The 12,985-nt window shown below is 34.1% G+C and carries 10 protein-coding genes; 6 read left to right on the top strand and 4 right to left on the bottom strand.

Annotated features, from left to right (window positions below):
* Window positions 1-379: 379 nt before the first annotated feature.
* From ACFSJT_RS12495 to ACFSJT_RS12485, 3 genes are all read right to left on the bottom strand, one after another.
* Window positions 380-1,723 carry a multidrug transporter gene (locus ACFSJT_RS12495; protein WP_378320616.1) on the bottom strand — a complete coding sequence of 448 codons (1,344 nt, stop codon included), beginning with the start codon at window positions 1,721-1,723 and terminating at the stop codon, window positions 380-382.
* Between the two features lie 33 nt (window positions 1,724-1,756).
* Window positions 1,757-4,558 carry a TonB-dependent receptor gene (locus ACFSJT_RS12490; protein ID WP_378320615.1) on the bottom strand — a complete coding sequence of 934 codons (2,802 nt, stop codon included), beginning with the start codon at window positions 4,556-4,558 and terminating at the stop codon, window positions 1,757-1,759.
* Between the two features lie 370 nt (window positions 4,559-4,928).
* Window positions 4,929-5,288 (bottom strand): toxin-antitoxin system YwqK family antitoxin, encoded by a 360-nt coding sequence (locus ACFSJT_RS12485; RefSeq protein WP_378320614.1) that lies wholly within the window; start codon window positions 5,286-5,288, stop codon window positions 4,929-4,931.
* 486 nt (window positions 5,289-5,774) lie between these two features.
* On the opposite strand from ACFSJT_RS12485, the gene ACFSJT_RS12480 reads away from it, so the two are divergent.
* The 3 genes from ACFSJT_RS12480 (at window position 5,775) to ACFSJT_RS12470 (ending at window position 10,077) form a co-directional block, all read left to right on the top strand.
* Window positions 5,775-8,171, top strand: coding sequence for an inorganic phosphate transporter (locus ACFSJT_RS12480; protein ID WP_378320613.1), 2,397 nt, complete (start codon window positions 5,775-5,777; stop codon window positions 8,169-8,171).
* 143 nt (window positions 8,172-8,314) lie between these two features.
* Window positions 8,315-8,998, top strand: coding sequence for a response regulator transcription factor (locus ACFSJT_RS12475; protein ID WP_378320612.1), 684 nt, complete (start codon window positions 8,315-8,317; stop codon window positions 8,996-8,998).
* A complete protein-coding gene (locus ACFSJT_RS12470) occupies window positions 8,998-10,077 on the top strand; it encodes a sensor histidine kinase (protein ID WP_378320611.1) in 1,080 nt (359 codons plus the stop codon). Before ACFSJT_RS12475 ends, ACFSJT_RS12470 begins: the two co-directional genes overlap by 1 nt.
* Here the strand turns inward: ACFSJT_RS12470 and ACFSJT_RS12465 are convergent.
* Window positions 10,015-11,070 (bottom strand): glycosyltransferase, encoded by a 1,056-nt coding sequence (locus tag ACFSJT_RS12465; RefSeq protein WP_378320610.1) that lies wholly within the window; start codon window positions 11,068-11,070, stop codon window positions 10,015-10,017. The two genes, ACFSJT_RS12470 and ACFSJT_RS12465, sit on opposite strands and share 63 nt — an antisense overlap.
* A gap of 184 nt (window positions 11,071-11,254) precedes the next feature.
* Between ACFSJT_RS12465 and trmB the strand changes: the two genes are divergently transcribed.
* The 3 genes from trmB to ACFSJT_RS12450 are packed head-to-tail and all read left to right on the top strand — an operon-like array spanning window position 11,255 to window position 12,923.
* Window positions 11,255-11,929 (top strand): tRNA (guanosine(46)-N7)-methyltransferase TrmB, encoded by a 675-nt coding sequence (trmB, locus tag ACFSJT_RS12460; RefSeq protein ID WP_378320609.1) that lies wholly within the window; start codon window positions 11,255-11,257, stop codon window positions 11,927-11,929.
* 14 nt (window positions 11,930-11,943) lie between these two features.
* Window positions 11,944-12,573, top strand: a complete 630-nt coding sequence (locus tag ACFSJT_RS12455; RefSeq protein ID WP_378320608.1) for a LysE family translocator — start codon at window positions 11,944-11,946, stop codon at window positions 12,571-12,573.
* A complete protein-coding gene (locus ACFSJT_RS12450; protein WP_378320607.1) occupies window positions 12,564-12,923 on the top strand; it encodes an MGMT family protein in 360 nt (119 codons plus the stop codon). The genes ACFSJT_RS12455 and ACFSJT_RS12450 overlap by 10 nt, the downstream gene beginning before the upstream one ends.
* Window positions 12,924-12,985 lie beyond the last annotated feature (62 nt).

The following is a 12,985-nucleotide window of genomic DNA, read 5'->3' as shown; positions in this document are numbered from 1 at the left end:
TTTTCAAGGGAAATTTCATCCTAAACAAAGTTTAAAAACAAATCTATCTGTTTGTTTATCAGATGATTATTTTAATTTTTTGTTGATTGTTTATTTTGTAATTATTTGTATACTTACGTAGAATAACAATAAGATCCCAATTTTTAGTAATCATCAAAGAATTGTTACCTATGGGTTAATACCCATATTATTGGTAGATCGTCCTTAACAATAAGGTAAAGTTGTATAGAGAGCCATGAGATTATTATACTTTTTTCTTTACATTTATAAGCTTTTAAATTGATTTAAAAGGAACTATAAATTTTTGGTTGTAAGAAATTATAAAAAAATAAGCCTGACTATTGCGTCAGGCTCATGGTAATTCAAAATATATATAATGTTATAAACGAGTCCAATCTGATGTCCAGGTATCTCCTTCTCGTAACGCTCCAACGTAATTAGCAGCATCAAAGAAAGAATTTATTGTAGAGGGGTCAAAATTGTCCACACCATCTATAGCAGTGGTATATTGATATGACCCTCTAAAACCATTGATCACAAATTCTTCATTTTCTGGATCAACGTCTGGGATAAAAGTCCCGGTAGTATTAAATGGTTCCCCAGAACCATCCAATGTATAATTTGCAAAAGTTGAAAAATCAGCTAGATTAACTGTAGCACCACCATGATCCAGGTCAAATGAGTTTACATTGTCTATGATAGAGTTTCTTACGATCACTTCGTTATTATTGAGATTGGTAAGCGTTTGATCATCATCTACCTCTATACCCTGTCCCGGAAATGCTTTGATAATAGTGTTATATAAAGCGACTTTAGTTCCTGCTCTAAACTCAATTCCTTTATTTTCACCATCTCCATCTTCTGCACCAATTAGAGTGATATTAGAAAGGGTAGGATTAGAAAAAGGCACGGCAGATGGATTATCGGCAAAATTATCGGCTTCTATCCCTTTATCTCCCTGAAAAGAAGTTTGTTGAGCGATCCAAAACTGACCATTACCTACCCATCCATCTGTCCAGTCAAAAGAATCATCACCGGCACCTGTTACAATAGCATACTTTAAGTTTACGCTTCCTCCAAAAAATTCTATTCCATCATCATTTCCATTGAACGCCTGGATGTATTCTACAGTAGTCCCGCTACCAACACCATATAATGAAAGACCATTAAACTCTGAATCATCATTTATTTTACCGCCTGTATATTCTAAACGAACGTAACGCAAAACTCCAGAATTATCCTGTGGATCTGTTCCACCATACGTTAAGTTGGCTACTTCTGCAGTAGCAACAGATCCTCTATTAATAGGGGCTCTTCCTGCAAGAATTAATCCTCCCCAATCTCCTGGATTAGGTGTAGCTTTATTTGAAGTGAAAACAATGGGTCTTGAAGCAGTACCTTCTGCGATAATTTGAGCTCCTTGTTCGATCGCTAGATAAGCAAACACCCCCCCGGTATTTCCTGCTATAATTCTTGTTCCGGCTTCAATGGTTAAAGTAACTCCTTCGATAACTGATACACCTCCTCTTAATTCGTAAACTTCGTTTGAAGTTAAAATACGGTTTTCTGTTATCTGACCTTCAAGCACAACAGTTCCATTGGTATTCGAACCACCTCCCTGGTTGATTATAATATCACCAATGTTGTCTTCTTGTATGGTGCATGCACTAAAAAACATTGCTGCACCAATTATAATTCCTGTAATTAAATTTGTAGTTTTCATTTTGATATATTAAATAATTTTGTTGTGTTTTGATTATAGTTTAAATGTTACTCCCAGACTGAAATTAACTCCTCTGTCAAATTCATAAATGGTATATTCTTCATTTAAATTTTCTTGATCCTGAAATCTTTCTATCGATGGATTTAATAAGTTTTTTGCTTTAAGGCTTACTTCTATATGATCTCCTATTTCATCTTTGAAGTTGAAGTTTAATACTCCAAATCCTCTTTCAAAAATATCGCCTCTACCGTTGCTTCCAGCTGCGTAAATTCGATCACCAAAAATGTTAAAATCGATGGCAGAAGTTATTTTATGGTTTTCAAATTCTTTGATATATGATAAGTCGGTGTTGATTAAATAAGGAGAAGCACCTTGGAGTTGACGACTATTATTTGTAGGTGATATTTGCGAATTATTAATCGTTATGTTTTCATCGATCTCTACATTCGAATACATAATGGTTGTGTTTATTCCAAAATTAAGATTGTTCCAAACTGTTTCTTCCAATTTAAATAGGTTACCTAAATTCTTTTTATATTCTAATTCGAGACCAAAAACTATGGCATAGTCAGTATTTCCAAAGGAATTGAAGTTTGATGCAGATGCGATTCCTATTTTTTCGATTGGGTTATCTAAGTATTTACCAAAAAGAGTAGCGGTAATTAATTCACCCGACTGCTCTGGAAAATATTCCCATTTTAGATCGGCATTGTAATTATCAGAATTTTTTAATGCGGTGTTACCTAACGTGCTTTCGGTTACGTCCTCATAAAGAAAGGGTGCCACCTCTGTAAACTTTGGAAGTGTTACTGTCTTACTTGCCGCAAAACGTAGGTTTGATCTTTCATTAAGCACATATTTAAGATCCAAACTTGGTAATATAAATGTTTCGTCAATTTGTGCCTGCTCAAAAGGATTAGTTTCTAAATCCTGAGGATTTCTGAAGAAGATATTTTGTTCAAAAATTTCTGTTCTGATTCCTGCATTAAGTGTAAGTTTTTCAGAAAAACTGTATTGTAGGTTCAGGTATCCTCCTACATTGGTAAAATCTGCTTCGTAAATACGGGTAGGGTTTAGATTTTCTAAAACTATATATTGTCCACTTAAAAAGTTTTCTTCATTTAAAAGCGCATCAGGATTATTAAAGTCAACATTAAAGCTGTTGATATTCAAAAGATTATAGTTTAATTGATTAGCTTCGAAATCACGATCTTTAAATCTGGCAAATGTACCTACGGTAAACTTATTCTTAAAGACCTCTTCTTCATCTTTTCCAAAATTGATATCAAAATCAGCTTTCGCCGAATAGTCATTCTCATCTAATTCTTGATAGAAACGTTGATTATTTGCAAAATCAGGACTTGTTGCGTCACCTAAGATCAGATTTCCATTATCGATTTCGGTAAAGAGCAATTGTCTTCTATCCGGGATTAATCCCTGAGCCTTATTGTAAGCAACTCCCCAGGTGAATTGATACTTTCCATCAGTAAGTCTATGATCTCCGGTAAGTTGTTGTGTAAATAACGAATTTTGTTCATACGTACCTCTTCGAATTCTAATAAATACATCCGTATCTTCACTACTAACACCTCTGAACTCTCTAAGCTCATCCTGCGTATCGTTTACAAATAAGGTGGTTGCAAGAATTTTATTATTAGTATTCCAACGATATCCAAGGCTTCCTAATAAAGTGGTATTGGTTTTGTATCTAAATCGGTCTACATCTTCAAAGAAACCTATCCCAACAGTATTTTCACCTTGAGCATTATAAGTAGCTTCGGTACCATCTAATGCAGTTTCATGATTCTGACTAAAGGATCCAGAAAATAATACATCAAGTTTACTTTCTTCTCCTATAGAAAATGTTTTTCCACCCACAATGTTAGCTCCACCATCTGGAGCATTAAATCTTTTTTCTGGATTAAATGAAGTATCAAAAGGAAAAAAATCAATGTCTGTACTCACATAATTATAATTAGGGATATCAAGAAAAATAGGTACTCTTCTTGATCCATCATCTATCCCCCAGTCATCATATTGTCCTCCGTTTAATAAAAAGAAATCATTACTAACAGCATTGGTGTTTACACCAGAGTTGAAACCAACTTCCAAAAATCCCTTGCCAGGACGATCTTTGGTGTCTATATTGACACTAGCACCGGCAAAATCACCATATAATGAAGCCGAGTACGTTTTAAAAATACCTAGGTTTTCTACGATATCTGTTGGGAAAATCCCAAGATCTATTAGTTTCAAATTTGGATTTAATGAGGGAATCGGCAAACCATTTAGGTATGCATTGTTGTAACGATCTCCAAGACCACGCACATACAGCTTATCACTTTCTTTAGAGATACCAGTAGCCTTGGTTAATCCTGTAGCCACGTCGCTTACCCCTTTTTTGGCAAGTTCTTGAGCACCGATTTTTTGTTGAATAGTAACTGCATTTTTTTGCTCTAATAAAATAGCAGCTTCAGATTCTTTTTTGGTAGTAGTTTTGATGATAACCTCGTCAAGCGCCGCCGCACTTGCCCCGATAGAGGTATTAACAGTAACCGTTTCACCAGCTTTGATAGTTACTTCCTTGTCTAATGTCTCGTATCCTACAAAACTAAACTCCAATGTATACGTGCCGGGCTCTAGGTTGTCGATCGTGTATAGACCATCAAAATCTGTAGTGGTTCCTTTGGTTGTTCCTTTGATCAATACATTGGCAAAAGGAAGCGGTTGATCGTTAGATTCTTTGTCTAACAATATACCGGTAACCGAACCGGTTTCTTGCGCTAAGAGTATTCCTACAAAAAATAGCGCAACTAGGGTAACAATTTTTCTCATTTAACTTGTTCTCAAATTCCGGGCAAAGAACGAGAGGTAGTGTTAAATAGGTGTTATTCAAAAATTAATTATATATGATGATAATGTTAGATAATTGTTATGCAAAGCTGTTTAGAATATGTTTTGTTAACATTAAGCAGATGTTAAGAATATTTCGAAGTACTTAAAAATAGGGAAACAGATACCATTCCAGTCTTAAATGGTATTGAGTTAAGATAATATTATTTGGTTGTATTATGTAAAAAAAGTATTAAGAAAACCTAGAGATCAAAAGTCAAATTACAATTTAGATCATAATGGTTTTCGACTCATTTTTATCAAAAAAAACGCCTCAACATAGTGAAGCGTTTTTGCCGATTTTGTATAAAATTTAATTGTTATAGTTCACCACAACGTTGTCTTTATTTGACCAGGTGGTAACTTCTGCAATCTGATTGTTTGAATAATTTACTTCTGATAATTTATCGGCAGACCAGAAAAACCATTTTCCGGTTTTCACTCCATTATCATATTGTCCCATGGCAATCTTTTTACCTGTAGTGTCAAAAGACTTCCACTCACCATGAAGTTTACCTTGCTTATTGTAAAAACCAAATTGTTTTACGGTTCCATCTTCATGATAAAATGTACCTTTAATTTGATTTCCTTGTTTTTCAAACGTAGGTTTTACTTCTTGAGCAAATATAGTTGCCGAAAACATCAGTGCTAATATCATTACTAAATTTCTCATAACTTTGTATATTTAAAATTGGGGTTCTTGATGATTACCTTACAAAGGTAACATTAATTTTACTTTCAAACAACAATTACGTAACAATAAATTAACATTAAACTTATAATTATTTGAAAATCAATATATTATAATAACATCTATTTCCTAACGCTGGCTTTATGGATTTTCTGAGAATAAATGACAATACGGTCTTTGATTTTAAGAACCGAAGCTCTGAATCAATTTTTAAGGTTTGATTTTCGCTTTAAATATTTTAAAATTCTGATTGTCAATACGTTAAAATTTTCTTATGGTTTGGTTTTTTATGGTTTTGGTTTTAAAGTAGTGATATTGGGTTATACTGATATAGTGATGAACGATTCATTCGCGATCAATGATGCCTTATATGTAAAGAATAAAAGGCTCTGAAAAGATAACATTTCAATAACATACGGCTTGAATTTTAATAACATTTTTGTGGTCAATAAGTACGTAAGGTAATATATGAGCGATATTTACATCTGGATGATCATAGCACTGGCAGTTTTGGCCATTGCAGATCTTATTGTTGGAGTAAGCAATGATGCGGTTAATTTTTTAAATTCTGCTATCGGTTCTAAAGCGATATCTTTTAAAACTATCATGATAGTTGCGAGTATTGGTATTGCAGCAGGTGCTATTTTTTCGAGTGGTTTGATGGAGGTAGCGCGTAAAGGGATTTTTGTTCCGGGGGAGTTTTATTTTGATGAGATCATGATGATCTTTATGGCGGTGATGATCACAGATATTTTATTACTTGATTTTTTTAATACATTGGGAATGCCTACTTCAACAACAGTCTCTATTGTATTCGAATTATTAGGGGCAGCAGTATGTGTTGCACTTTTAAAAATATCAGCAGATGTAAATCTTTCGGTATCTGATCTCGGTAATTTTATTAATACAAAAAAGGCAGGAGAGATTATTGCGGGGATATTGTTATCGGTAGTAGTTGCCTTTACGATAGGGGCAATAGTTCAGTATGTATCCCGCCTATTATTGTCTTTTAATTTTGAGAAGAAAGCAAAGTGGGTAGGAGCTTTGTTTGGCGGAATAGCACTTACCTCTATTTTATACTTTATATTTATTAAGGGAATTAAGGGAACTAATTATGCCAGCGCTGTTGTAGAAGTTTTATATAATGGTGGTGCAGAAGGTTTATTAGATTGGGCAAATATTTATTTTAATAGTACCTATGAAAGTACCCAAGAATTCATAAAAGCTCAAAGTGATCTTTTTAAAATAGATCCTAAAGAAGGGACAGTGGCTTTGACACTTAGAGGTTTTTTGGAAACCAATGTGTTACTTATCGTGCTTACAGGTTTTACTATTTTGTCGTTCCTATCTTATCTGATAATTTCAGTGTTTAAAATAAGTATTTATAGAATTATTATTATCGTTGGTACGTTTGCTTTGGCACTTGCCTTCGCAGGAAATGATTTAGTGAATTTTATCGGGGTGCCTATTGCCGCTTGGCAATCGTATGAAGCCTGGGTGGCTTCTGGAGCTCCCGCAGATTCTTTTACCATGGGTGTGTTAGCTTCAAAAGTGGCTACACCCACCTACTTATTACTTACAGCAGGTCTTATCATGGTGTTAACGTTGTGGTTTTCTGCAAAAGCACGAAATGTGGTGAAAACTTCTATTGATCTATCCCGTCAAGGTGATGGTGACGAAAAATTTCGACCAAATTTTTTATCCAGAGAAGTAGTAAGAATTACTATTATTTTATCCCAAGGAATTGCTGAAGTCACTCCAAAATCGTTAAAAAAATTTAGTGATAAACAGTTTGACGAAAAAGAAGTTTTAGCCGCAAATGCTTATACCAAAAAAGAAGACCAGCCAGCTTTTGATATGGTAAGGGCAGCGGTAAATTTGATGGTTGCCGGTATTTTAATATCTATAGCAACCTCTATGAAACTGCCATTGTCGACCACTTACGTGACTTTCATGGTTGCCATGGGTACCTCTTTAGCAGATAGAGCATGGGGGAGTGAAAGTGCAGTATATCGTGTTGCCGGAGTTCTTAATGTTATAGGGGGGTGGTTTTTTACGGCTATCAGTGCGTTTACCGCTGCAGCAATTGTAGCCTTCCTGATTAATATAAATCAACCAATAATGACTGGAGTTTTACTCTTGGTTGCTTTGCTATTGATCATTAGAAGCACTATTAAATATCGAAATCAAACCAGGGCAGAAAAAGCTGAAGACAAACTGAAAAAATCAGAAAGTAGTTCTATCAAAGGGGTTATTGAAGAAAGTGCAGACAACATTAAGTCTTTTGTTCATAGAGGGAATAAAATTTATGCAGGTACAATTGATAGCCTTGCAAAATACGATTTATCTGCATTGAAAAAGAATAGAAAAGGTATTGCCAAATTAGAGAATGAAGTAGAAGGGCTGAGAGATAGTATATTTTATTTCATCAAAAATCTAGATGAATCTAGTGTAGGAGCCAGTAATTTTTACATTTCGATCTTAGATTATCTCGAGGATATTGCTCAGTCATTAGAGTATATTTCAAAAGTTAGTCATAAACATGTCAATAACAATCATAAGAAGCTTAGATTTAATCAAATCAAAGACTTAAAGGAAATAGAGGATCACTTGAACTCGTTCTTTGGGCATATAAAAACTGTTTTTGACCAAAGAGAATTTAATAAACTCAATGGTATTATTAGTGAAAAACAAGAATTGTTTACTATAGTTAATGATAAAATCAATAAACAAGTAGCAAGAACAAGAACCGAAGAAAGTAGTCCTAAAAACACTACTTTATATTTTAGCCTCTTGACAGAGACCAAAGATTTAATTGAAGCTACTATGAATCTGTTAGCAACTTATAGAGATCATCAGGACTAAAATTGAAAAAGATTTTATAACGTTAAGGAATTGTTATCCTTACGAGATTTTTTTGTTAGATTACTATTTCCTTGCTAGATAGTTGTTAAAACTTCCATTGTAACATAGTATATTTACTTGTCGTGATATAATTTTAGGAAAACATGAACAAAAAAGAAATTACAATTTTATTAGTAGACGATGAGCCGGATATTTTGGAAATCGTGGGATACAATCTTAGTTCAGAAGGTTATAATGTAGTAACTGCAGAAAATGGTATACAAGCGGTAAAAATTGCAAAAAAGAAAAAACCACACTTAATTATTTTAGATGTCATGATGCCAGAAATGGATGGTATCGAAGCTTGTGAACAAATACGAAAGTTGCCAGACTTACAAGATACAATCATCACTTTTCTTACTGCTAGAGGTGAAGATTACTCTCAGGTTGCTGGATTTGACGCAGGTGCAGATGATTATATCACCAAACCCATTCGTCCCAAAGTTTTAGTTAGTAAAGTGAAAGCATTGCTTCGTAGATTGAAGGAAGAAAAATCTTCAGATGATGTTGTTAAAATAGGGAATTTGGTGATCAATAGAGATGAATATAAGATCATTAAGGACAAAAAAGAAATCGTATTACCTAGAAAAGAGTTTGAATTATTATCTTTATTGGCCTCTAAACCTGGAAAAGTTTTCAAGCGAGAAGATATTTTGGATAAGGTTTGGGGTAATGAGGTCATCGTGGGGGGTCGTACCATAGATGTTCACATTAGAAAACTAAGAGAGAAAATCGGCGATAATAGTTTTAAGACTATCAAAGGTGTTGGATATAAGTTTGTGGTTTAATGGCAGAAAACTTTAAAAAGTCGTATAGGTTCGCATACCTATCGTCTTTATATATTACCATATTACTAACGCTCGCATTGGGCGTTTTTTTATATTTTGAATCAATCCTCAATCTATTTTTTTTAATTGGTTTTGCAGTGATTTGCTATACAATTTGTTTTTTAATTGTTCAATATAGAGTAGAAAAATTTATTTATCGAAGGGTACGCAAAATCTATGATGATATAGAAATGCTAGATGTCGATGCTATTGGCGATAGCCCGGTAACAACAGATATGAGAACCCTAATCAAAGAAGTAGAGAAATTTGCACAGCAAAGAAAATCTGAAATTGAAAGACTTAAAATAAGAGAAACGTATCGTAAAGAGTTTATGGGTAATGTATCCCATGAGCTAAAAACTCCATTGTTTACTGTGCAGGGATATATTCTGACACTTTTGGATGGCGCCATGAAAGACCCCAAAACTTTGGAGAAATATCTTAACCGTGCAAATAAAGGAGTAGAACGGCTCATTTATATTGTTAACGATTTGGATATGATCACCAAATTAGAAACAGGTGACCTTAATCTAAACTACACCAATTTTGATATTGTCGAATTAGTACAAAGTGTATTTGATCTATTTGAAATGAAAGCATCAAAGAAAAATATTGCACTTACTTTTGATATGAATTATACCGAGCCTATAATGGTTCATGCTGACAAAGAGAGAATACAACAAGTTTTGTCTAATCTTATCGTGAATTCTATTAAATATGGAAAAGAAGACGGTACCACAGAGGTAAGTATTGAAGATTTGATCCGTAATAAGGTAATTGTTAGAGTAACCGATAACGGAGAAGGAATTGCTCAAGCCCATATCCCTAGATTGTTTGAACGCTTTTATAGGGTTGATAAAAGTGGTTCACGCAAAGAAGGAGGTTCTGGTCTTGGGTTAGCAATAGTAAAGCATATTATCGAAGCTCACCACGAACGCATTTATGTAGAAAGTGATTATCGTGTAGGAAGTGAATTTTCATTTACTCTGGAAAAAGTGAAAAAGTTCCCTGTAGTCGATGTCGGTACTAAAACTGCTTAGGCCACGATACATATTTAAATCCCGTAATTTTTTAAGCGTAAAATCATTCTGATTGCAACTAGGAACCAACTTGTTTATAGTCAAACGCTCTGCTAGATATTCCTGTTCAAATTGTCCGGGAGTTGGTATAAAGAATGCTTTTTTCTTCAGCTTAGCAAGGTCCATTACTGTGGTATATCCCGACCTAGAGATAATTAAATTACTACTATTAATAGTATTTTCAAGGTCCTTTCCCGAAAGATAATTATGAATAGTTATATTGTTTTTCGTAAAGGTTTGTTGCGTATCTTCAACCAGACCACGCACAAATACGATTTTTTTATCGCTCTGTTCAAATTCCTGGAAAAGCTTTTGCTCAAGTAAAGTGCGCTGTGGTTCTGGGCCTGAAAGTAATACCATAATATCGTATTTTTTAGGTACTACCTGATACTCAAATCTGCTAAGTGGGCCAAGATAAGTAACAGGCATCGTAATTTTTTTAGGATGTCCTAATTCGCCACTTAAATTGGGGTCTTCTGCCATATCGGGCACCCAACACACATCAAATTTCTTTATATATTTATTGTGTAGCTTTGTGCTAAAAGATGTAGTAAATCCACTTAGCACAGTAAGTTGATGTGTTATAAAAACCGAAGGAACATCTTTGTGTCGTACCCCCATCCTATTATCCGAGATAATACCACAAAACTTCTCTTCTTCTAATATTTTTTTTATTGCTTTTTTTTCAGCATTAATAGCATGAGCTATCTTAGGACTGTTTAAAAGCATTTTAAGTTTAAAATTGCTCGCCTTTCTAGAATATTCTATGTTGTAGGAAGGTAATGTTTTTGTTTGTAATTCTGGAAACTCCTTTTTCAATAACAAAAGGGCGGCTCCATCTGAGGCGATAACAGGTTCTATTCCTTGATCTAAAAGTGCATTAATAATTGGGATGCAACGAGTTGCATGCCCTAAACCCCAATTAAGAGGAGCTACAAGTACTTTTTTGTCCAAATGTCTTAGTTTTAAGTTTGTTGTAGTGACTTACTATTTCAATCTAATTTTAAAAGTAATCCTATTTCCTTATCCGTATATTTCCTTAATTTTACCAAAAAATTATCTTTAGTGAAACTGGAAATTAGGAAGCTATGAAACTATATTAATTCTTAATACTAGTGAATAAGAAATAAAAGAATTAGTGGGAAGTAAGAATAAATTAAAACGATTTAACGAAAATAAAACCTTTCGTAATGTAGTCGAGCCTACACGAGATGAGGTGCTTAACAATACTTTGGATCTCAAAGGTAAATGGAATGAAAAATTCTTTAAAAACTCAAATCCTATAGTTCTCGAATTGGGATGTGGTAAAGGAGAATATACTGTAGGTCTTGCAAAGAAATATCCTGATAAGAATTTTATAGGAATCGATATTAAAGGAGCCCGTTTCTGGCGTGGAGCCAAAACTGCGGTAGAAGAAGGAATGAACAATGTAGGTTTTATTAGAACACAGATCGAATTAATCGATTATATTTTTGAGAACGAAGAAGTCGATGAGATTTGGATCACGTTCCCCGATCCTCAGATTAAATATAAACGTACCAAGCATCGGTTAACTAATCATGACTTCTTACAACGGTATCAGAAGATTCTAAAATCAAATGGGATTGTACACCTTAAAACGGATAGCGAGTTTATGCACGGGTATACCTTAGGATTGTTACATGGTGAAGGCCATAAGGTGCTCTATGCCAATCATGATATATACCACAATGAAGGTGCTCCAGAGGTCGTGACTTCAATTCAAACTTTTTATGAAAAACAATATTTAGAAAAAAATAAACCCATAACTTACATCCAGTTTAAGATTACATAATTGGGACTACAATTTTGGAAACTACTAGACTTTTTTTGGTTACCTTTTTTGCATCACTAGTTGGAGTCATTCCTCCTGGATTGGTGAATATGACCGTGGCAAGAACTTGCCTGGAAAGAGGAAAAAACAACGGAATTTTGGTAGCCATAGGAGCTTCTCTAGTTGTTGTGTTTCAGTCGTTGATCGCAATTCTCTTGGCCAAATATATTTTTTTTAATCCCTTTGTAAAAAATATTTTACTTAGAACTGGTGCGGTAATATTCTTTTTAATGGCAATTTATTTCTTTGCCAAAGCAAAACAGCGAGAGACAAAAATTAAAGTGTATCGAAAAAGTAATACTCGAAGTTTCTTTAAGGGAATGATGATGTCGGCAATTAATGTCTTGCCAATTCCTTATTTTGTAGCTATTGCAGCAGGGATGAGTGTAAGTGGCGAAATAGAATATGACGCTCCCCGTATTATTGCATTTATTATCGCAGCAGGAAGCGGAACTTTTGTAACACTCTATTTTTATGTCTTTTCTTTTTTAAAAATTGAAAAAAAGACAGCTTCAATAACGAAATACTCTAATTATTTCATGGGAATCTTAATGTTGATTTTGGTGATGATCACATTAGCAAGAATTATCTATACATGGGAGTGAAGGATGAAATAGATATTGAATCTGAGTCTGAAATGAACTTTTTTGATAGAGTGTATAATGTAGCAAGGCTTATTCCACATGGTAGAGTTACTTCCTATGGAGCTATAGCTAAACATTTAGGCGCAGCTCGTAGCGCACGTATGGTGGGTTGGGCTATGAATGCATGTGGTGGTCGAGAAGATGTACCAGCACATCGCGTGGTTAATCGAAAAGGAGTGCTTACAGGAAAACATCATTTTCAGGGAACCAATCTTATGCAACAACTATTAGAAAGTGAAGGGATAAGAGTGATCGATAATCAAATACAGAATTTTGAAAGTTTATTTTGGGATCCGATGAAGGAACTTTAATATCTCCTAATTCTTTTTAGAATGATTTAAAAAGTGAACTGGAGAAAATGATCCTTTAACAG

The sequence above is a fragment of the Aquimarina celericrescens genome (assembly GCF_042682765.1).
Lineage (GTDB): Bacteria > Bacteroidota > Bacteroidia > Flavobacteriales > Flavobacteriaceae > Aquimarina > Aquimarina celericrescens.
This window is presented reverse-complemented; position numbering and strand designations above follow the sequence as displayed.